This window comes from Streptomyces bugieae, assembly GCF_036352915.1.
Classification (GTDB): domain Bacteria; phylum Actinomycetota; class Actinomycetes; order Streptomycetales; family Streptomycetaceae; genus Streptomyces; species Streptomyces endophytica.
In genome coordinates this window covers 174,863-194,104 of sequence record NZ_JAZBJP010000008.1, presented here as the reverse complement: position 1 = coordinate 194,104, position 19,242 = coordinate 174,863, and the positions used below count along the sequence as shown (strand labels likewise).

The window sequence follows — 19,242 nt, the reverse complement described above, 5'->3', positions numbered from 1 at the left end:
GGCGACCGGGACGGGCAGTGCGGAGTACGGCGTGAGTACGGCGTACGGAGGCGGTGGGGCCGTCAGGCACCCATCATGTGGACGCCGCCGTCGACGTGCACGATCTCGCCGGTCGTGCGAGGGAAGAAGTCGGACAGCAGGCCGACCACGCCGCGGCCGGCCGGCTCCGGGTCGGCCAGGTCCCAGCCGATCGGGGCGCGGTGGTTCCACACGTCCGCCAGCTCCTCGAAGCCGGGGATGGACTTGGCGGCCATCGACTTGATCGGGCCGGCCGAGACCAGGTTGCAGCGGATGCCCTTCGGGCCGAGGTCGCGCGCCAGGTAGCGGTTGGTGCTCTCCAGCGCCGCCTTGGCCACGCCCATCCAGTCGTACTTCGGCCAGGCGATCTGCGCGTCGAAGGTGAGGCCGACGACCGCGCCGCCGTGCTCCATGAGCGGCAGGCACGCCATGGTCAGCGACTTGTAGGAGTACGCCGAGACCTGGACCGCGGTGCTGACGTCCTCCCAGCCGGCCTCCAGGAAGTTGAAGGCGCCCTGGGGGCCGAAGGCGATGGAGTGCACGATGCCGTCGAGGCGGGCGCCGTCGCCCTGGTGCTCGCGGATCTTGTCGGCCAGGCCGTCCAGGTGCTCCTGGTTGGTGACGTCCAGCTCGATGACCGGGGCCTCCTTGGGGAGGCGCTTGGCGATCCGCTCCACCAGGGAGAGCCGGCCGAAGCCGGTGAGGATGACCTCGGCGCCCTCGTTCTGGGCGACCTTGGCCGCCTGGAACGCGATCGACGACTCGGTCAGAACGCCCGTCACGAGGATGCGCTTGCCTGCGAGGATTCCACTCATGCTGATCAGTGACCCATGCCCAATCCGCCGTCGACGGGAATGACGGCTCCGGTGATGTACGCGGCCTCGTCGGAGGCCAGGAAGCGGACCGAGGAAGCGACCTCCTCGGGCTGCGCGTAGCGCGCGAGCGGTACCTGCTTGACGATGTTCTCCCGCTGCTCGTCGGTGAGCACCCGGGTCATGTCGGTGTCGACGAAGCCCGGCGCGACGACGTTGACGGTGATGTTGCGGCTGCCCAGCTCGCGCGCGAGCGAGCGGGCGAAACCGACCAGACCGGCCTTGGAGGCGGCGTAGTTCGCCTGGCCCGCGCCGCCCATCAGACCCACCACGGACGAGATCAGCACGATCCGTCCCTTGCGGGCCCGCAGCATCGCGCGGTTGGCGCGCTTGACCACCCGGAACGTGCCGGTGAGGTTGGTCTCCAGGACCGAGGTGAAGTCCTCCTCGGACATCCGCATCAGCAGCTGGTCACGGGTGACGCCGGCGTTCGCCACCAGCACCTCGACCGGACCGTGCTTCTCCTCGATCTCCTTGTACGCCTGCTCGACCTGCTCGCTGTCCGTGATGTCGCACTTCACGGCCAAAAATCCCGCGGGCGGCTCGCCCGAGCGGTAGGTGATGGCGACCTTGTCGCCTGCCTCGGCGAAGGACCGGGCGATGGCGAGACCGATGCCGCGGTTACCTCCGGTGACCAGAACCGAGCGGCTCAAGAGATCACCCTTTCCGTTTCCTGTCCGTCCTGCGTTCGATACGAAACTATCGGTCACGGGGCCCTTCCGGGGAATCGAGCACGGACAGGCGCGCGCGCCGCGCTCTGTCGGGTCCCCACAGAACCACCACCCACGGTGGCCGACGCGCCGTGCCACACCCCCGGGTCCTCTGGGCCGCGCGCCCGCCACAAGGCATGATGCAGGCGCCGACTACGGGAGGACGCCTTGGCCGCTGCACCCCATGCCCTCGACGCATCGTTCCTGGCGCTGCCGCTGCGCGCGCTGGCCGACGCCGCGCTGGCCCGGGCCCGCGCCCTGGGCGCCACGCACGCGGACTTCCGCCTGGAACGGATCCGCGAGGCGTCCTGGCGGCTCCGGGACGCCCGGACGTCCGGGACCTCCGACACCACCGACCTGGGGTACGCGGTCCGGGTGGTGCACGACGGGGCCTGGGGGTTCGCCTCCGGGGTGGACCTGACCATGGACGCCGCGGCGCGGGTGGCCGCTCAGGCGGTGGCGATGGCGAAGCTCTCGGCGAAGGTCAGGGCCGCGGGATCGGGAGGGGCGGCGCGAAGCGCTTCCGGCGAAGGGCGGTGGTGGGAGACGGGCGGGCCGGTGGAGCTGGCGGAGGAGCCCGCGCATCCGGACCGTACGTGGGTGTCCTCGTACGAGATCAACCCGTTCGACGTGCCGGACGCCGACAAGACGGAGCTGCTGGCGGAGTGGAGCTCCCGGCTGCTGGCTGCGGACGGCGTGGCCCACGCGGACGCCTCGCTGATGACCGTCCAGGAGAACAAGTTCTACGCGGACACCGCGGGCACCAGCACCACCCAGCAGCGGGTCCGGCTGCACCCGCAGCTGACCGCGGTCGCGGTGGACCCCGACAGCGGTGACTTCGACTCGATGCGCACCCTCGCCCCGCCGGTGGGCCGCGGCTGGGAGTACCTGACCGGCGGCCACTGGGACTGGGACGAGGAGCTGGCCCGGATGCCGGACGACCTCGCCCAGAAGATGTGCGCGCCCGGCGTCGAGCCCGGCCGCTACGACCTGGTGGTGGATCCGTCCAACCTGTGGCTGACGATCCACGAGTCGATCGGGCACGCGACCGAGCTGGACCGGGCGCTGGGCTACGAGGCGGCGTACGCCGGCACCTCCTTCGCCACCTTCGACCAGCTCGGGAAGCTGGCTTACGGCTCGCCGCTGATGAACGTGACCGGTGACCGCACCGCCGAGCACGGCCTCGCCACGATCGGCTACGACGACGAGGGGGTGGCCGCGCAGTCCTGGGACCTGGTCCGGGACGGCATCCTGGTCGGGTACCAACTCGACCGCAGGATCGCCAAGTTGACCGGTTTCGCGCGCTCCAACGGGTGCGCCTACGCCGACTCGCCGGGGCACGTCCCGGTACAGCGGATGGCGAACGTGTCCCTGCAGCCGGCACCCGGCGGACCGTCCACCGAGGAGCTGATCTCCGGCGTGGAGCGCGGCATCTACGTGGTGGGCGACCGCTCGTGGTCGATCGACATGCAGCGGTACAACTTCCAATTCACCCAGCAGAGGGCCTACGCGATCCGGGACGGGCGTCTTTGCGGGCAGCTGCGAGACGTTGCCTACCAGGGCGTCACCCCGGAGTTCTGGGGGTCCATGGAGGCCGTCGGAGGGCCTCAGACATACGTCCTGGGAGGGGCCTTCAACTGTGGAAAGGCGCAGCCCGGCCAGGTCGCGGCGGTGTCGCACGGCTGCCCGTCCGCGCTGTTCCGGAACGTGAACATCCTGAACACGTCGAGCGAGGCGGGCCGCGCCTGACGGGTGCCGGTCAGTCAGGTGAATTCGTGCGCGGCGCCAGGGTGCCTGCGCCACCGGTGGTAGATGAGCCACGTGAGCTCCCCACCACCGACCGGCCCGCCTGCCGGCCCTCCCCGCGGCCCCCTGCCCGGGCACGCCCCGGTGCCCGGCCCCCCGCCCCCTCGACGCCCCTGGTGGCGCACTCCGCCCGTGCTCATCGGCACCGCCGTCGCCGTCGTCGCGATCGGCGTCGCGATCGCCTTCGCTTCCACCGCCGGAAACGGCGGCGGAAATCCCTCGGGCGGCACTCCCCCGCCCGGCGCGAATTCCGGAGAACCCTCCAGCATTCCGAGCGTCGACTCACCCGCTGCCGCCGGCGCTGTCGTCAAACGCGTGACGCTGAAGCCCGCGGACTGGGGCAGCGGGTATGTGGCAGATACACCGTACGAGAACAGCGAACTGACCCAAACTGCCGTCGACCAGAACTGCAATGCGGTGGACCGGCCGATCAACAACGCTCTCGCCTCCCTGACGCGCTGGTCCAAGGCATCGGACGACACAGTCAGCGCCGTCTCGTGGGCCACCGCCTACAAGACGGCGGAGCCGGCCCAGTACAACGTGTCCGAGCAGCGCTCGGCCTTGCAGCGATGCCCCACGCAAAGCTTGGACAAATCACGGTTCGAGGGTGTCCACGAGATCAAGATCCCGGAACTGGACGGCTTTGATGAGGTGGTGGCCGAGGAAGGCCACCGCGTCTCGGATGCGAATGGCAAAAGCATCGACGACTACTACACGTACCTCACCGGCCGTAAGGGAAATTTCGTCATGAACACCGAGGTGGAGAGGTCAGGAACGGGGACCCAGGAGCAGAACCGCAACGACGCGAGCAGCGCCCTTTCGCTCATGCTGAGCCGTCTCGAAGGTGGGGCGTCACAGTGAGCGCGGCATACTGAGCCGGGTGCCTCCCCCTGCCCGGTCACTGCGCCCTGGCAGCGCGCGGACCGGTCGATAAGCTCGGGTGTGCGTCGGCCCTCTTCGAGGGCGTCAGCGTCGTGACCACCATTCAGGAGGCCGGTCGATGAGCCGTCGTACCACTGCGCCGCACGAGATCGTCGAGCAGGCCCTGGAGTTGTCCCGCGCCGACGGGTGCGTGGTCATCGCCGACGAGCACTCGGACGCCAATCTGCGCTGGGCGCGCAACGCGCTCACCACCAACGGCGTCACCCGGGGGCGGACCCTGACGGTGGTGGCCACCGTGAACGGCGCGGAGGGCACCGCCTCCGGGGTCGTCTCGCGCTCGGCGGTGACCGCGGACGAGCTGGAGCCGCTGGTGCGGGCGGCGGAGGCGGCGGCGCGGGACGCCGGTCCGGCCGAGGACGCCCAGCCGCTGGTCGGCGGCGGGAAGGCGTCCGCGGACTTCACCGACGCGCCGGCCGAGACCTCCTCGGAGGTGTTCGCGGCGTTCGCCCCGGCGCTGGGTGAGGCCTTCCAGCAGGCCCGGGCGGCCGGGCGCGAACTGTACGGCTTCGCGCAGCACGGCATGGTCTCGTCGTACCTGGGCACCTCGGCCGGGCTGCGGCTGCGGCACGACCAGCCGACCGGGACGCTGGAGCTGAACGCCAAGACAGCGGCCCCCGGTGCGGCGGCCTCCCCCCGTTCGGCCTGGGCCGGGCGGGCGACCCGCGACTTCACCGACGTCGACCCGCGGGAGCTGGACGCCGAGCTGGGCCGGCGGCTGGCCTGGGCGGAGCGGCGGGTGGAGCTGCCCGCCGGGCGGTACGAGACGCTGCTGCCGCCGACCGCCGTGGCCGACCTGCTGATCTACCAGATGTGGTCCGCCGGGGCCCGGGACGCCGCGGAGGGCCGTACGGTCTTCTCCCGGCCGGCCGAGGGCGAGGGCGGGCCGGCGGACCGGCCGGCGGACCGCACCCGGATCGGTGAGCGGCTGAGCGAGCTGCCGCTGACCCTGCGCAGCGACCCGCGGGCGCCCGGCCTGGAGTGCGCGCCGTTCGTGCTGGCGCACTCCTCGGGGGACGACGCGTCGGTCTTCGACAACGGGCTGCCGCTCGCGGCCACCGAGTGGGTGCGTGAGGGCGTGCTGAACCGGCTGGTGGCCACCCGGCACAGCGCCGGGCTGACCGGTCTTCCGGTGGCGCCCGGTGTCGACAACCTCCTTCTGGAGGGCGGTGGTTCGCGCTCGCTGGAGGAGATGGTGGCGTCGGCCGGGCACGACGGGCCGGCGCTGCTGCTGACCTGCCTGTGGTACATCCGCGAGGTGGACCCGGCGACGCTGCTGCTGACCGGGCTGACCCGGGACGGCGTCTATCTGGTCGAGAACGGCGAGGTGACCGGCGAGGTCAACAACTTCCGGTTCAACGAGTCGCCGGTGGACCTGCTGTCCCGGGCGGTGGAGGCGGGCCGTACGGAGCGGACCCTGCCGCGGGAGTGGAGCGACTACTTCACCCGGGCGGCGATGCCGGCGCTGCGCGTCCCGGACTTCAACATGAGCTCGGTGAGCCGGGGGGTGTGAGGCGGGCCGGGAGGTCTGCCGCGAGCCGGGGTGTGAGCGGGCGACCGGGCGGGCGCACGGGCACAGCAGCGGGACTGTCACAGGGGGCTAATAGACTGTGCCCCTGTCCTCCCGTTTCGGGAACCACGATCGATCAGGGACGCCATGACACGCCTCGGCGAATCCGTCGCCCGCGCCAGCACGCTGCTCTCCACCGACCTCTCCTCGGACGCCACGGTCCGGGAGCTGCTCCAGGAGACGGGCGCGCGGCGCTATCTCGACCTGACGGACCTGCCCGCCAAGGAGCAGGCCGAGCTGATCGCGGCCCGTACGGTCGAGGTGCTGCCGGGTGTGGAGCAGCTGGCCGAGCGGATCGAGGAGCGCCGGGCGGCCGGCAAGGGTCTGCACATCAAGCTGGGCATCGACCCGACGGCGACCGATGTGCACCTGGGGCATGCGGTGCCGCTGATCGTGCTGAGCCGGTTCCAGCGGCTGGGCCATGACGTCACGCTGATCATCGGCGACTTCACCGCCAAGATCGGTGACCCGTCGGGCCGTACGGCCGAGCGGCCGCCGCTGACCGACGAGGACATCGCGCACAACCTCGCGACGTACCGCGAACAGGTCCGCCCGTTCTTCGACTTCGAGAAGGTCAGCTTCCGGCAGAACAGCGAGTGGCTGGCGCCGTACACCTTCCCCGAGCTGCTGTCGTTGCTCGCGCAGGTGCCGGCCTCGCAGCTGCTGCAGCGCGAGGACTTCCGCAACCGGCTCGCGGCCGGCTCGGGTCTGACCATGACCGAGCTGCTGTACCCGATCGCGCAGGGCCTGGACTCGGTGGCGCTGGAGTGCGACGTGGAGCTGGGCGGTTCGGACCAGCTGCTCAATCTGCAGATGGGCCGGAAGCTGATGGAGCTGCGCGGGCAGCGGCCGCAGCTGGTGGTGACCATGCCGCTGATCGAGGGCACGGACGGCACCGGCGCCAAGATGTCCAAGTCCAAGGGCAATTACGTCGGGCTGAGCGCGCCCGCCGACGACGTCTTCGGCAAGATCATGTCGGTGCCGGACCGGCTGATGGAGCCGTACCTGAAGGCCTGGACGGAGTGGACGGACGAGGAGATCGCGCTCGCCCTGGGCCGGGTCTCGGACCGCTCGCTGCACCCGATGGACCTGAAGAAGATCCTCGCGGGTGAGGTCGTGACGGCGCTGTACGGCCTGGACGCGGCGATGGCGGCGCGGGCCGGGTTCGTCGCGCAGTTCTCCAAGAAGTCGTTCTCCGACGTGGAGTCGCTGCCGGTCGTCGAGGTCGCCGAGCACGGCGCGGAGACGGTGGCGACGGTGCTGAGCAAGGTGCTGGAGTTCACGCCGAGCGCCTCGGCGGCCCGGCGGCTGGCCAAGCAGAACGCGCTGCGGCTGGTCGTGGAGGGCGAGGACGGTCAGCAGACGGTGGTGCTGGCGGAGGCCGACGCGATCCGTCCGCTGGGCGAGGTGCTGGCCGAGAAGCTCGCGGACGCGACCGGGGACGCGTACCTCAAGGCGGGACGGAAGCTGGCCCACCTCCAGGGCCGCTGAGGAAGCCGTACGACGGGGCGGCCGGTGCGCAGGGTGCGCGCCGGCCGCCCCGGTGTTTCCGTCGGTTCTCCGGTTCTTCTCAGGTCGCGTGTCTGCGATGGCCGCGCAGGGAGACCCACAGCCGGTCACCGATGGCGACGATGATGACCGCGCCCGCCAGTTGCAGCAGGTGGCGGATCCAGTCGATGCCCTTGGTCTCGTTGACCCCGAGACCGGTGGCCGCCCAGTTCCCGAGGACGCTGCCCAGCATGCCGAGGATGATGGTCAGCCACAGCGGGATCTGCTGCTTGCCCGGGATGATGGCCTTGGCGATGAGGCCCAGGACCAAGCCCACGATGATGGCCCACAACCACGTCATGTCGCCTCCTCTGACGGCGCGGTGCACATGGGGTCGCACGTGCGGGTCGCCCCGCCAGTGTCGCCCCGCCCCGGCCCCCGCGCACGCCGGAGCCGGGCCGCGCAGTCGGGACCCGGTCTCGAATGCGGCGCAGCCTGGGCGTACCGTGGAATCCGACCGGAAACCGGGGTGAATTCCGGCGGAACCGAGCAGGTGGTGGAAACGTGGTGCGGAAGCAGAGCAGCGGACAGACCTTCCGGATCACCGGGGCCCGGCAGGGGCTGACCGAGGACGTGCGCGGCCGGCAGCGCCGGTATGTGATCTCGATGGGCGTGCGGACCGTGGCGGTGCTGCTGACCGTCGTGCTGTGGAACGTCGAGCGGCCGGTCGCCATCGCGACGCTGGTGCTGGGCATGGCGCTGCCGTACATCGCGGTGGTGATCGCCAACGCGGGCCGGGAGAACGTCCCTTCGCTGCCGAAGACGTTCGTGGCGGGGCCGAGCCGGCCGATGCTGACGCCGGGGCCGACCGACGGTACGTCGGATTCCGTTCCGGAACGGCCCGCGGCGGGCGCGTCGGCATCCGACTCCGACCTCGGCTGATCACTTACCGGTCTGCAAAGCTCAAGAAAAGCTCAGATCAATCATGGAGTTCCGGTGCACCGCGCACCATTCCCCGTGACATACTGCGTACGCGCTCCGCATCCCCCGTCGGAGCGACGGACCGACGCCGGGCGGCTCCCCCCGTGGCTGCCCGGCGTCGTCATGTCCGCAGCCCGGTCGGGGGCCGCTGCGGGCGGACGTAGGGTTGAGGCGTGAACTCCCCGAACTCCGCCGAGAACGTCACCATCTGTTCGGCCAAGGGCTGCCGGGCCGACGCCGTGTGGGTGCTGGCGTGGAACAACCCGAAGCTGCACACTCCGGACCGCCGCAAGACCTGGCTGGCGTGCGAGGAGCACCGGGAGCATCTGTCGCAGTTCCTCGGCGTGCGCGGGTTCCTCAAGGACGTGGTGGCGCTTGAGGAGTGGAAGGCCTCGGCGGGCGGGCGCTGACGGCCGGGGCGCCCCTTCCGGGATAGCCGCCGCGGATCAGCCGCCGATCGCGGACATCGGGCGGTCGGGCTGGAGGAAGGACGGGTCGTCCAGGCCGGAGCCCGCCTTCTTGCCCCACATCGCGAGCTTCCATATCCGGGCGATCTCGTCGTCCGGCGCCCCGGAGCGCAGCGCGCCGCGCAGGTCGGTCTCCTCGGTGGCGAACAGGCAGGTCCGGATCTGGCCGTCGGCGGTGAGCCGGGTGCGGTCGCAGGCGCGGCAGAACGGGCGGGTGACGGAGGCGATGACGCCGACGCGATGCGGTCCGCCGTCGACGAGCCAGCGCTCGGCGGGTGCGGCGCCGCGGGCCTCCTGGCCCTCGGGGGTGAGCTCGAAGCGGGTGCGCAGCGAGGCGAGGATGTCACCGGCGGTGATCATGCCGTCACGCTTCCAGCCGTGCTGGGCGTCGAGCGGCATCTGCTCGATGAAGCGGAGTTCGTAGTCCTGGGCGATGGCCCAGGCGAGCAGGTCGGGGGCCTCGTCGTCGTTGAGCCCGGGCATCAGGACGGTGTTGACCTTCACCGGGGTGAGGCCGGCGTCGCGGGCCGCGGCGAGGCCGTCCAGGACGTCGGCGTGCCGCTTGCGGCGGGTGAGGGCCTGGAAGACGTCCGGGCGGAGGGTGTCCAGGGAGACGTTGACGCGGTCCAGGCCGGCGTCGCGCAGGGCCCGGGCGGTGCGCTGCAGGCCGATGCCGTTGGTGGTCAGCGACATCTGGGGGCGCGGGGTAAGGGCGGCGACCCGCTCGACGATGCCGACCAGGCCGGGGCGGAGCAGCGGTTCGCCGCCGGTGAAGCGGACCTCTTCGATGCCCAGGTCGCGCACCGCGATCGTGATCAGCCGGACGATCTCGTCGTCGGTGAGCAGGTCCGGCTTGGCGAGCCACTGCAGGCCCTCTTCCGGCATGCAGTACGTACATCGCAGATTGCACCGGTCGGTGAGCGAAACCCGCAGGTCGGTGGCCACGCGGCCGTAGGTGTCGATGAGCACAGGGCCCCCTCCCCGAGAGCGACGGACCGGTACGTCGTCCGCTGGTGGATCAGTACGTCTTCGAGACTACGCGATGGGTCCGACAGTGAGCAGAGATGAGAAGCACGAGGTGGGCGGGGCGGCGTCGTAGATCTCTACGACGCCGCCCCGTCCGGGGCCTGTACGGATGGCTCAGCGGCGCTCAGTGCGCTCCGGTGCCGGTCAGGGAGCGGACCTCCAGTTCGGCGTACTTCTGGGCGTCCGGTTCCTCCTTGGAGAGCAGGGAACCGAGCCAGCCGAGCAGGAAACCCAGCGGGATGGAGATCAGGCCGGGGTTCTCCAGCGGGAAGACGGCGAAGTGGGCGCCGGGGAACATCGAGGTCTCCTTGCCGGAGACGACGGGCGAGAAGAGCACCAGCAGGACGGAGGAGGCCAGGCCGCCGTAGATGGACCACAGCGCGCCCTGGGTGGTGAAGCGCTTCCAGAACAGGCTGTAGAGGAGCGTCGGGAGGTTGGCGGAGGCGGCGACCGCGAAGGCCAGCGCGACCAGGCCGGCGACGTTCAGTCCGCGGGCGAAGACGCCCAGCACGATGGCGACCGCGCCGATCCCGACGGTCGCCCAGCGGGCCGCGCCGACCTCCTCCTTCTCGGTGGCCTCGCCCTTGCGCAGGACGTTGACGTAGATGTCGTGGGCGAAGGACGAGGAGGAGGCGAGGGTGAGGCCGGCGACGACGGCGAGGATGGTGGCGAAGGCGACCGCGGAGATGAGGGCGAGCAGGACGGCGCCGCCGGTGGAGCCGGCGCCGCCGCCGATGACCTCGGCGAGCTGCGGGGCGGCGGTGTTGCCCGGCTTCTCGATGTCCGCGGGCTTGATCAGGGCCGCGGCGCCGAAGCCGAGCGCGATGGTCATCAGGTAGAAGACGCCGATGATGCCGATCGCCCAGTTCACGGATTTCCGGGCGGCCTTGGCGGTGGGGACCGTGTAGAAGCGGATGAGGATGTGCGGCAGGCCGGCGGTGCCCAGGACGAGCGCCAGGCCCAGCGAGATGAAGTCGATCTTCGAGGTGGCGGTGGCGCCGTATTTGAGGCCGGGCTCCAGGAAGGCGGCGCCCTTGCCGCTGTTCTCCGCCGCGGCGCCGAGCAGCGACGAGATGTTGAAGTGGAACTTCAGCGCCACCAGGAACGTGATCAGCAGGGTGCCGGCGATCAGCAGCACCGCCTTGATCATCTGGACCCAGGTGGTGCCCTTCATGCCGCCGATGGTGACGTAGAGGATCATCACGATGCCGACGAGGACGACGACCAGGACCTTGCCGGCCTCGCTGGTGATGCCCAGCAGCAGGGTGACCAGCGCCCCGGCGCCCGCCATCTGGGCGAGCAGGTAGAAGATCGAGACGACGATGGTCGAGGTGCCCGCGGCGGTGCGGACCGGGCGCTGGCGCATCCGGTAGGCGAGGACGTCGCCCATGGTGAACCGGCCGGAGTTGCGCAGCGGTTCGGCCACCAGGAGCAGCGCGACGAGCCAGGCGACGAGGAAGCCGATGGAGTACAGGAAGCCGTCGTAGCCGAAGAGGGCGATGGCGCCGGCGATGCCGAGGAAGGACGCGGCGGACATGTAGTCGCCGGAGATGGCCAGGCCGTTCTGGAAGCCGCTGAACTGGCGGCCGCCGGCGTAGAAGTCCTCCGCGCCCTTGGTCTGCCGGCCGGCCCAGACGGTGAGGCCGAGGGTGGCGGCGACGAAGACGGCGAAGAGGGTGATGATCAGGGGGCGGTGCGCGCCCGCGCCGCCGGCCGCGAGCGGGACGGCGGACAGCTGCTGATGGAGGATCATGCGCCGGCCTCCAGGCGGGACTTGATGGCCTCGGCCCGGGGGTCGAGCTTGCGGGCGGCGTGCCGGGAGTACCACCAGGCGATGAGGAAGGTGGTGACGAACTGCGCCAGGCCGAGGACGAAGGCGACGTTGAGGTGGCCGGCGACCCTGGTGGCCATGAAGCCGCCGGCGTAGCTCGACAGCACGACGTACACCAGGTACCAGAGGACGAAGGCGACGGTGAGCGGGAAGGCGAACGAGCGGTGGGCGCGGCGGAGTTCGTCGAATTCCGCGCTCGACTGCACCTGTTGGTAGTCGGGCGGCTCGTGCGTCCCCGGGTCGATGGTCGGTGCGGCGCTCACGGAATCTCCTGACGCGAGGGGGCGGGTGTTCCGGGCCGGTCCGGCGGCCGTGCGGGGGCCGGCCCAGGCCGACAATAAAGCTCACGTAAGTGACGTGGATCACGCATGGTAGAGCCGTGGCACCCGATCCGACAGAGGGCCGTTGATTGAAACCCTGAGGAAAAATCCGGCGGATGGCCGCACCGGCCGCCACCGCGCGCGGGGCGCTTCGTTGAGCCCGGTGTGAACCCGCCGCCCCAGCAGGCCCCGCAGCCCTCCACTCCCCGTCGGCGCCCTTACGGCAGCGTCCGGCTGCCGGCGCCGCTCGTCACCGCCCCGTCGGAGCCCCGGCCGGGTGCGGCCCCCGCCGTGCGCCGCTGGTACGGCCGGCGGATCCCGCTGCCGCCGCTGAGCATCGCGACCCTGCGCCGCACCGACTGACCGCCCTGCATGGGTGACGGTACGTCAACCCCCCGTCCGCGCAAGGACGTACCGCTTTTGCCGTCGTACGGTTTTCGCCCGGTTTTTTCGCCGGATTCCATTGCTGCACCCGAGTGATCGCCGATAACTTCACGTCTCACTGCATCCGCCCGTGCGCAAACCCGCGCGCGGGCGGTCTCACGGATGATGTGGAGTACCCATGGCTCATCCCCGATCCAGACGCATGCGGGCGCTGGCCGTACCGCTCGGGCTGGCTCTCACGGCGTCCCTCGGCTTCCTCTCCCCCGCGGCCACCGCCGCGCCGCAGGACGCCGAGGCCGCCGCGGCTTCGGCCGACGGCCCGCTGCTGTCGTACGTCGTCAACACCACGCCCGACCATGCGACGGTCGGCAAGGTCGAGAAGGCGATAGCCCGGGCCGGCGGGAAGGTGGTCGTCGCCCACGAGAACATAGGCGTGATCGTCGTCCACTCGGCCAATCCGCAGTTCGCCGCCTCCCTGCGCGCCGTGCCGGGCGTGGCGTCGGCGGGCGCGACCCGTACCGCGCCGCTGAAGGCGTCGGGCACCACCGACGTCGGCAAGCCGCAGAAGGTCAACCTCCCCAAGTCGCAGCTCGCGGCGGCCGGCCGGACCGCGAAGGCGAAGGGCGAGGAGCCGCTCGAACCGCTGCAGTGGGACCTCCCCGCCATCAAGGCCGACCGGGCCGCGAAGGTGAACCCGGGCAGCCGGAAGGTCACCGTCGCCGTCATCGACACCGGTGTGGACGACACCCACCCGGACCTGAAGCCCAACTTCTCCGCCAAGCAGTCCGCCAACTGCGTGGGCGGCGTGGCCGATACGTCCAAGGGGGCCTGGCGGCCCTGGGACCCGGCCAGCGACTACCACGGCACGCACGTCGCGGGCACGATCGCCGCGGCCCGCAACGGCGTCGGGGTGGCCGGCGTCGCTCCGGGCGTGAAGGTCTCCGCCATCAAGGTCAGCGAGCCGGAGACGAGCCTGTTCTACGCCGAGAGCGTGGTGTGCGCCTTCGTCTTCGCGGCCGACCACGGCGTCCAGGTCACCAACAACAGCTACTACGTCGACCCGTGGATGTTCAACTGCAAGGATGACGCCGACCAGGCCGCCATCGTTGACGCGGTCGGCCGGGCGGCGAGCTACGCGCAGCGCAAGGGCGTGCTCAACGTCGCCGCGGCGGGCAACTCCGACCTCGACCTGGCGGCGCCGAAGCTGCCCGACGCCTCCAGCCCGAACGACTCCACCCCCGTCGAGCGCACCATCAACCCGAAGACCTGCTGGGACGTGCCCACCCAGCTGCCGGGCACGGTGACGGTCGCGGCGACCGGTGTGCACAAGCTCAAGTCCGGCTACTCCAACTACGGCCTGGGCCAGATCGACGTGGCCGCGCCGGGCGGCGACTCCCGGCAGGTGCCCGACCTGCCGGCCAAGAACGGCAACATCCTCTCCACCATGCCGGGCGGCGACTGGGCCTACCTGGCGGGTACGTCCATGGCCACCCCGCACGTGGCGGGCGTCGCGGCGCTCCTGAAGAGCGCCCACCCCAAGTCCAGCCCGCAGGAGATCCAGTGGCTCCTCAAGGAGCAGGCGGACAACCCCGGCTGCCCCACGGGGGACACCACCTGCACCGGCACGCAGCACGTCAACAGCCACTTCGGTTACGGGATCGTCGACGCGCTCGACGCGGTGAAGAAGTAACCGCGACGGCGTCGCCGAACCGTCACCGGGACGTCAGGGCCGGGAGGCGGCTTCAGCGGTGACCGTCTGCGGGGGCCGGGTGCTTCGGCGCCCGGCCCCTTGCCGTTCCGCGGCCGCCCGGAGCACGCCCTCGGCCAGGGCGAACTGCGCCACCGTATAGGTGAGCATGATCCAGAACTGCGGGGCCGGCAGCTGCGGCCAGTGGGCGATGCCGGAGGCGATCAGGGTGTCGGAGAGCAGGAAGAGCAGCCCGCCGGCCGCCGCCCACAGGCCCGCCCGCACCGCGCCGAAGGCCATCGCGGTGAGCAGCAGGCTGTATCCGGCGACCGGGATCCGCAGGTCGGCCGGGAGGTCGGACCACAGCAGGGCGACGGTGGCGATCAGCGCGAGGGCGTAGCCGCCGGCGAACGCGCCCGTACGGGCCCGGCCGCCCGGCGGGGAGCCGTGGCGCCCGCACAGCAGCAGGTAGCAGACGTGCCCGGCGGCGAACGAGCCCATCCCCACCAGGAAGACCACTCCCCCGCCGTGCCCGCCGAGCTGGAGGAAGGTGTCGCCGCCGCAGCCGAACAGCAGCGCCCCGGCGAGCAGTACGGGGCCGCCGCGGGCGAGGACGTACGCGGCGAGCACCGGCATCAGGGCGGGCTTGGTGAGGTGGTCGACGAGGCTCGCACCCGCGAGCAGCGCGCCGAGGTGGACGACCGCGAGCACGGTGAACGCGACCAGCAGGGGCCGGACCGCCCCCGGCCACCGGGCCGTCACGCGACGGTCTCCTCGACGGAGGCGGAGGGGGAGGTCGCGGTGGGGGCCGGGGACGGGGCGGGCGCGGCGTCCGTCCCGGACCGCCCGGCGGCCGGCTGCCAGCCCGGGCCGCGGAAGATCCGCCCGGCGCGCTCGGCCCAGCTGTCCGCGGCCCGTACGTCGCGTGCGATGGCGGCGTACTCATGGGTGGCCACCCGCAGCGGGTTGTAGGTCCCGATGTTCTTGGTCAGGCCGTAGACGGGCCGCTCGGTCTCGGGGACGAACGAGCCGAACATGCGGTCCCAGATGATCAGGATCCCGCCGAAGTTGCGGTCCAGGTAGCCGCCCTGGGAGGCGTGGTGGACGCGGTGGTGGGAGGGGGTGTTGAGGACGAACTCGAAGGGGCGGGGCAGTTTGCCGACGCGTTCGGTGTGCACCCAGAACTGGTAGACGAGGTTGGCGCCGGAGGTGAAGGCGACCACGGCCGGATGCACGCCGAGCGCGACCATCGGCACGTAGAACGGCCAGACGGTCCAGGTCGTCCAGGGCTGGCGCAGGGCGGTGGTGAGGTTGAACTTCTCGCTGGAGTGGTGCACCACGTGGCAGGCCCACAGGACGCGGATGACGTGGTGGCCGCGGTGCGACCAGTAGTAGAAGAAGTCCTGGGCGAGCAGCATCAGCAGCAGCGTCCACCACAGCACGGGGATGCGCAGCGGGGTGAGTTCGTAGATCGCGGCGTAGATCGCCACGATGGGTATCTTCCACAGCGCGTCGAAGACCAGGCTCCCCAGCCCCATACCGACGCTGGTGGCCGCGTCCTTGGCTTCATAGCCCGCCGCGTCCTCGTCGGGATGCAGGCGGTAGCTCACCATCTCCACGACGGTGAGCAGGACGAAGGCCGGTACGGACCACAACACGACATCGGGCAGGTGCGGCATGCCCCGCACCATAAAGGCGTGGACGGGGGTGCCGCTAGGGGTTGTTACTCAGAAGTATGTGAGACGTGATGTCAGCTGACGACGATTCCTGTGAGGCCCGATGACGACCGCACCCACCCTCGCCGTCCTCGGCGGCGGTTTCTCGGACGACCCCGACACCCTGCTCGACGACTTCGTCCTGGCCGCCACCGGGCGGCCGCGGCCGAAGGTCTGCTTCCTGCCCACCGCCAGCGGTGACGCCCCCGGCTACATCGAGAAGTTCCACACGGCGTTCGCCGCCCGGGACTGCGAGACCAGCCACCTGGAGCTGTTCCGCCGCACCGTGACCGATCTGCGGGCCTTCGTCCTCGCGCAGGACGTCGTCCACGTCGGCGGCGGCAACACCGCCAACATGCTCGCCCTCTGGCGGCTGCACGGCCTGGACGCGGTGCTGCGCGAGGCGTACGCGGCCGGCGTCCTGCTGTGCGGCATCAGTGCGGGCGCCTGCTGCTGGTTCGAGAGCGCCTTCTCCGACTCGTTCGGCCCGCCGGCCCCGCTCACCGACGGCCTGGGCCTGCTGCCGGGCAGCCTGTGCCCGCACTACGACACCGAGCCGGAACGCCGCCCCGGCTACCTGGCGGCCGTCAAGGACCGCTCCCTGCCCGCGGGTTGGGCCGTCGACGACGGCGCGGCGGGCCTGTTCTCCGCCGGCCGCCTGGTGGACGTCGTGACCCGCACCCCGGGCGCCACCCTGCACCGGGTGACCCCCGGCCCGGACGGCACGGCACACGAGACGGCGGAGGAGGCGCGGGTGCTGGGCGGGTGACGGCAGTGGACGACGCCGGGCGGTGGCGCTTCTCCCCCTGGTGGTCCACCGCCCCGCCCCTCACCACACCCGTACCGACCCGCCCGGGGCGAAGGCCGGGCTGGTGGCGGCCGGGGGGATCTTGTCCAGGGGGTGGGTGAGTTCGGTGATCGTGGGGCCCACGCGGGCGGCTATGGGGGCCAGGTGGGCGAGGTCGAAGCCGTAGACGTGGGCGGCGTTGGTGGCGAGCAGGGCGGCGGTCTCGTCGGGGGGCAGGTCCGCGTAGGCGAGGCGGAGGGCCTCGCGGGTGTAGGGGTGGGTGCCCTCGTCGTGCGGGTAGTCGCTGCCCCACATGATCTTGTCGAGGCCGATGCGGTGGCGCAGCGGGACCTCGTGCGGGCGCATGAAGCTGGCGCCGACGTAGCAGTGGTCGCGCCAGACGGCGGCCGGGGTGTCGTCCATGGTGGCGGCCAGACCCGCGCCGAACCGGGACTCCGCCGTGGTGCCGGTGCGGGACGCCGCGGCGACCAGCCGGCCGTGGTAGTAGTCCAGCATGTCCAGGACGCCCGGGATCCAGCCGGAGCCCTGTTCCGTCAGGACGAGCCGGAGGCCGGGGTGGCGGCGGAAGGCGCCGCCGAAGATCAGGTGCCACAGGGCGCGGTGCGAGAACCAGGTCGTCTCGACCATGAAGACCGCGCGGGCGGCCGGTTCGTCGCCGAGCGGCGGGGAGGCCGAGCCGCCGTGGTGGTTGACCGGGACCTGGAGCTCGTCGCAGACCGCCCAGAGGGGGTCGTACGCCGCGGAGTGGAGTTCGGGGAGGCCGGAGCCGGGCGGGGTGCCGGGGAGCATGATGCCGCCGGTGAGCCCCGCCTCCTTGGTGCGGCGGACCTCCCGTACGGCCAGCTCGACGTCGTTGAGGAGGATCTGGGCGACGCCGGCCCGGCGGCCCGGGGCCTCGGCGCAGAAGTCGGCCAGCCAGCGGTTGTGGGCCCGCAGGCCGGCCCAGCGCAGCTCGAACTCGGTCCCGGTGGGCGGCGGCGCCATGAGGGAGGCGCTGGGGAAGAACGGCGGGATGGTGTTGGGGAAGACGACTTCGGCGACGATGCCGTCGGCCTCCAGCTCGGCGAGCCGGCGGGCGGAGTTCCAGTTGCGGTCGGCGGTGTCGGCGAGCAGGTCCTCGTGCGGATTGACGTAGGTCGCCGCCCAGGCGTCGAAGGCGTCGTGGTGGCGGGACTCCAGGTACGGCTTGTAGTCGAGCAGGTCGGCGCCGGCGTGGCAGTCGGCGGAGATGACGGTGTAGCGCTCCTCGGCCGTCGCCTCGGTCGTCGCCTCGGTCGTCGCCTCGGCCCGCGTCCCGGTGGTCGTCGTGGTGGGCGTGGTGTTCGTCGTCATGGTTGTCACTCCGTTCCCAGGAGCGGGAAGTCGTGGCCGGTGAGCCAGTGGCGGCCCACGTCGCGGGAGCGGGCCCAGGCCGCCTCGACCGCCGACTGGTCGTCGGACTGGCCGAGTTCGGCGGGCGTCGGGCCGATGCGGCGGGCCAGCGGGGCGAGCGCGTCCGGGTCGAAGCCGAAGACCTCGGCCGCGGCCAGGCCGAGCATCCGGCGGGTCTCGGCGACCGGGATGTCGTGGAAGGTGTCGCGCAGCCAGCGCCGGGTGTCCGGCCAGGTGCCCTCGGGGTGCGGGAAGTCGCTGCCCCAGAGGATGTTGTCGACGCCGATCTCGTAGCGCTGGGCGAGTTCGCGGCGCTTGGTGTTGGTGGCGCAGACGAACACCTGGCGGTCGAGGTATTCGTGGGGCGCCCGCTTCAACTCGGCGAAGGGGGACAGTTTCTTGCCGCCGTGTGCGCCCAGGTAGAGGCGGTCCATGAACCACAGCAGGTTCGGCAGCCACCAGCAGCCGGACTCCGCGACGCCGAACTTCAGGCCGGGGTGGCGTTCGAAGACGCCGGACCAGAGCAGGAACCACAGCGGCCGGGCCGGCCACCAGGTCACCTCGGAGACGTAGATGCCCAGGTGGTCGCCGTATTCGTGGCGGGGCGCGGCCCCGGAGTGGGTCACCACCGGCATCGCGCACTCGGCGGCGGCCGCCCACACCGGGTCGTAACGCCGGTCGTGGTAGGGCGCCTTGTCCGCCCACATGGCGGGGATCATCAGCGCGCCGAGCCCGGACTCCCTGGCGCGGTGGATCTCCGCGACGACCTCGCCGGGGTCCGCCGTCACGGGCAACAGGGCCACGCCGCAGTGCCGTTCGGGGTGTGCGGAGACGAACTCGGCGAGCCAGCGGTTGTGGGCGCGGGCCCCCGCCATGCCCAGGTCGGGGTCCTGGTCGCCGGAGAGCCCGAGTCCCACACCGAAGGGCGCGGCGGTCCGGCTGTCCACCGCGTCCGCGTCCGGGAAGACGACCTCCGCCGCGACACCGTCGCCGTCGAGCTCCTTGAGGCGCTGTGCGGGGTCCCATCCGCCGCGCAGGCCCTCCTCGTTGTCGGCGAACCACCGGTCGGCGAACGCGTCGTTGCGGATGCCGAGGCGGGTGGCCTCCGCCCGGCGGGCGCCGCGCTCCCCGAGGAACTCCTCGAAGGCCCGGTGGAACCGGCGCTCCAGATAGGGCCGGTACTCCTCGGTGGGCAGCCCGGCGTGGCAGTCGGAGGAGATGATCAGGTACGGGTCCTGGTCGGTCATCA

General features: G+C 71.6%; 19 protein-coding genes. 9 read left to right on the top strand and 10 right to left on the bottom strand.

The annotated features are described in order from the left end of the window. Nucleotides 1–62: 62 nt before the first annotated feature. Both fabI and fabG read right to left on the bottom strand, forming a co-directional pair. Nucleotides 63–833: an enoyl-ACP reductase FabI gene (gene fabI / locus V2J85_RS17290; RefSeq protein ID WP_261952228.1), complete on the bottom strand. Its 771-nt coding sequence runs from the start codon at nucleotides 831–833 to the stop codon at nucleotides 63–65. Nucleotides 834–838: 5 nt separating this feature from the next. After that, entirely contained in the window at nucleotides 839–1,543 is a 705-nt protein-coding gene (gene fabG / locus V2J85_RS17285; RefSeq protein WP_030411678.1) for a 3-oxoacyl-[acyl-carrier-protein] reductase, read from the bottom strand. Between the two features lie 225 nt (nucleotides 1,544–1,768). On the opposite strand from fabG, the gene V2J85_RS17280 reads away from it, so the two are divergent. From V2J85_RS17280 to tyrS, 4 genes are all read left to right on the top strand, one after another. Then, complete coding sequence (locus V2J85_RS17280; RefSeq protein ID WP_330822095.1) at nucleotides 1,769–3,349, top strand: TldD/PmbA family protein; 1,581 nt, start codon at nucleotides 1,769–1,771, stop codon at nucleotides 3,347–3,349. A 189-nt stretch (nucleotides 3,350–3,538) separates the two neighbouring features. Beyond that, nucleotides 3,539–4,267, top strand: coding sequence for a hypothetical protein (locus tag V2J85_RS17275; protein WP_261952226.1), 729 nt, complete (start codon nucleotides 3,539–3,541; stop codon nucleotides 4,265–4,267). A gap of 139 nt (nucleotides 4,268–4,406) precedes the next feature. Then, nucleotides 4,407–5,858 carry a metallopeptidase TldD-related protein gene (locus V2J85_RS17270; RefSeq protein WP_261952225.1) on the top strand — a complete coding sequence of 484 codons (1,452 nt, stop codon included), beginning with the start codon at nucleotides 4,407–4,409 and terminating at the stop codon, nucleotides 5,856–5,858. Between the two features lie 144 nt (nucleotides 5,859–6,002). Then, nucleotides 6,003–7,406, top strand: coding sequence for a tyrosine--tRNA ligase (gene tyrS, locus V2J85_RS17265; protein ID WP_261952224.1), 1,404 nt, complete (start codon nucleotides 6,003–6,005; stop codon nucleotides 7,404–7,406). 79 nt (nucleotides 7,407–7,485) lie between these two features. On the opposite strand, the gene V2J85_RS17260 is transcribed toward tyrS, so the two are convergent. Continuing rightward, the gene (locus V2J85_RS17260; RefSeq protein ID WP_261952223.1) at nucleotides 7,486–7,764 is read right to left on the bottom strand and encodes a GlsB/YeaQ/YmgE family stress response membrane protein; all 279 of its coding nucleotides are present in this window, start codon (nucleotides 7,762–7,764) and stop codon (nucleotides 7,486–7,488) included. Nucleotides 7,765–7,970: 206 nt separating this feature from the next. Here V2J85_RS17260 and V2J85_RS17255 point away from each other — a divergent pair, with 206 nt between their 5' ends. Further along, a complete protein-coding gene (locus tag V2J85_RS17255) occupies nucleotides 7,971–8,345 on the top strand; it encodes a DUF3099 domain-containing protein (protein WP_261957184.1) in 375 nt (124 codons plus the stop codon). A gap of 212 nt (nucleotides 8,346–8,557) precedes the next feature. After that, nucleotides 8,558–8,794, top strand: coding sequence for a hypothetical protein (locus V2J85_RS17250; RefSeq protein ID WP_261952222.1), 237 nt, complete (start codon nucleotides 8,558–8,560; stop codon nucleotides 8,792–8,794). Nucleotides 8,795–8,830: 36 nt separating this feature from the next. On the opposite strand, the gene moaA is transcribed toward V2J85_RS17250, so the two are convergent. The 3 genes from moaA to V2J85_RS17235 form a co-directional block, all read right to left on the bottom strand. Next, a complete protein-coding gene (moaA, locus tag V2J85_RS17245; RefSeq protein WP_261952221.1) occupies nucleotides 8,831–9,820 on the bottom strand; it encodes a GTP 3',8-cyclase MoaA in 990 nt (329 codons plus the stop codon). A 181-nt stretch (nucleotides 9,821–10,001) separates the two neighbouring features. After that, complete coding sequence (locus V2J85_RS17240) at nucleotides 10,002–11,630, bottom strand: solute symporter family protein (protein ID WP_261952220.1); 1,629 nt, start codon at nucleotides 11,628–11,630, stop codon at nucleotides 10,002–10,004. Beyond that, a complete protein-coding gene (locus V2J85_RS17235; protein WP_261952219.1) occupies nucleotides 11,627–11,971 on the bottom strand; it encodes a DUF485 domain-containing protein in 345 nt (114 codons plus the stop codon). Before V2J85_RS17235 ends, V2J85_RS17240 begins: the two co-directional genes overlap by 4 nt. A gap of 222 nt (nucleotides 11,972–12,193) precedes the next feature. On the opposite strand from V2J85_RS17235, the gene V2J85_RS17230 reads away from it, so the two are divergent. Together V2J85_RS17230 and V2J85_RS17225 are read left to right on the top strand one after the other, a co-directional pair. Next, nucleotides 12,194–12,391, top strand: a complete 198-nt coding sequence (locus tag V2J85_RS17230; protein WP_330822093.1) for a hypothetical protein — start codon at nucleotides 12,194–12,196, stop codon at nucleotides 12,389–12,391. A gap of 199 nt (nucleotides 12,392–12,590) precedes the next feature. Continuing rightward, the gene (locus V2J85_RS17225) at nucleotides 12,591–14,102 is read left to right on the top strand and encodes a S8 family serine peptidase (RefSeq protein ID WP_261952217.1); all 1,512 of its coding nucleotides are present in this window, start codon (nucleotides 12,591–12,593) and stop codon (nucleotides 14,100–14,102) included. Between the two features lie 33 nt (nucleotides 14,103–14,135). On the opposite strand, the gene V2J85_RS17220 is transcribed toward V2J85_RS17225, so the two are convergent. Together V2J85_RS17220 and V2J85_RS17215 are read right to left on the bottom strand one after the other, a co-directional pair. Further along, nucleotides 14,136–14,861 (bottom strand): lysoplasmalogenase, encoded by a 726-nt coding sequence (locus V2J85_RS17220; RefSeq protein ID WP_330822092.1) that lies wholly within the window; start codon nucleotides 14,859–14,861, stop codon nucleotides 14,136–14,138. After that, nucleotides 14,858–15,778 carry a sterol desaturase family protein gene (locus V2J85_RS17215; protein WP_261952215.1) on the bottom strand — a complete coding sequence of 307 codons (921 nt, stop codon included), beginning with the start codon at nucleotides 15,776–15,778 and terminating at the stop codon, nucleotides 14,858–14,860. The genes V2J85_RS17220 and V2J85_RS17215 overlap by 4 nt, the downstream gene beginning before the upstream one ends. 100 nt (nucleotides 15,779–15,878) lie before the next feature. On the opposite strand from V2J85_RS17215, the gene V2J85_RS17210 reads away from it, so the two are divergent. Next, a complete protein-coding gene (locus V2J85_RS17210) occupies nucleotides 15,879–16,583 on the top strand; it encodes a Type 1 glutamine amidotransferase-like domain-containing protein (protein ID WP_261952214.1) in 705 nt (234 codons plus the stop codon). Between the two features lie 60 nt (nucleotides 16,584–16,643). Here the strand turns inward: V2J85_RS17210 and V2J85_RS17205 are convergent, their stop codons facing one another. Continuing rightward, nucleotides 16,644–17,954: an amidohydrolase family protein gene (locus tag V2J85_RS17205; RefSeq protein WP_330822090.1), complete on the bottom strand. Its 1,311-nt coding sequence runs from the start codon at nucleotides 17,952–17,954 to the stop codon at nucleotides 16,644–16,646. Nucleotides 17,955–17,959: 5 nt separating this feature from the next. After that, a complete protein-coding gene (locus V2J85_RS17200) occupies nucleotides 17,960–19,240 on the bottom strand; it encodes an amidohydrolase family protein (RefSeq protein WP_261952212.1) in 1,281 nt (426 codons plus the stop codon). Between the last annotated feature and the right edge of the window lie 2 nt (nucleotides 19,241–19,242).

What these genes read in the sequence shown, in the direction of transcription:
- V2J85_RS17260 (WP_261952223.1), bottom strand. Translation starts at nt 7,764, where the DNA reads ATGACGTGGTTGTGGGCCATCATCGTGGGCTTGGTCCTGGGCCTCATC.
- V2J85_RS17225 (WP_261952217.1), top strand. Translation starts at nt 12,591, where the DNA reads ATGGCTCATCCCCGATCCAGACGCATGCGGGCGCTGGCCGTACCGCTC.
- tyrS (WP_261952224.1), top strand. Translation starts at nt 6,003, where the DNA reads ATGACACGCCTCGGCGAATCCGTCGCCCGCGCCAGCACGCTGCTCTCC.
- V2J85_RS17240 (WP_261952220.1), bottom strand. Translation starts at nt 11,630, where the DNA reads ATGATCCTCCATCAGCAGCTGTCCGCCGTCCCGCTCGCGGCCGGCGGC.
- fabI (WP_261952228.1), bottom strand. Translation starts at nt 833, where the DNA reads ATGAGTGGAATCCTCGCAGGCAAGCGCATCCTCGTGACGGGCGTTCTG.
- V2J85_RS17215 (WP_261952215.1), bottom strand. Translation starts at nt 15,778, where the DNA reads ATGCCGCACCTGCCCGATGTCGTGTTGTGGTCCGTACCGGCCTTCGTC.
- V2J85_RS17205 (WP_330822090.1), bottom strand. Translation starts at nt 17,954, where the DNA reads ATGACGACGAACACCACGCCCACCACGACGACCACCGGGACGCGGGCC.
- V2J85_RS17270 (WP_261952225.1), top strand. Translation starts at nt 4,407, where the DNA reads ATGAGCCGTCGTACCACTGCGCCGCACGAGATCGTCGAGCAGGCCCTG.
- V2J85_RS17200 (WP_261952212.1), bottom strand. Translation starts at nt 19,240, where the DNA reads ATGACCGACCAGGACCCGTACCTGATCATCTCCTCCGACTGCCACGCC.
- V2J85_RS17210 (WP_261952214.1), top strand. Translation starts at nt 15,879, where the DNA reads ATGACGACCGCACCCACCCTCGCCGTCCTCGGCGGCGGTTTCTCGGAC.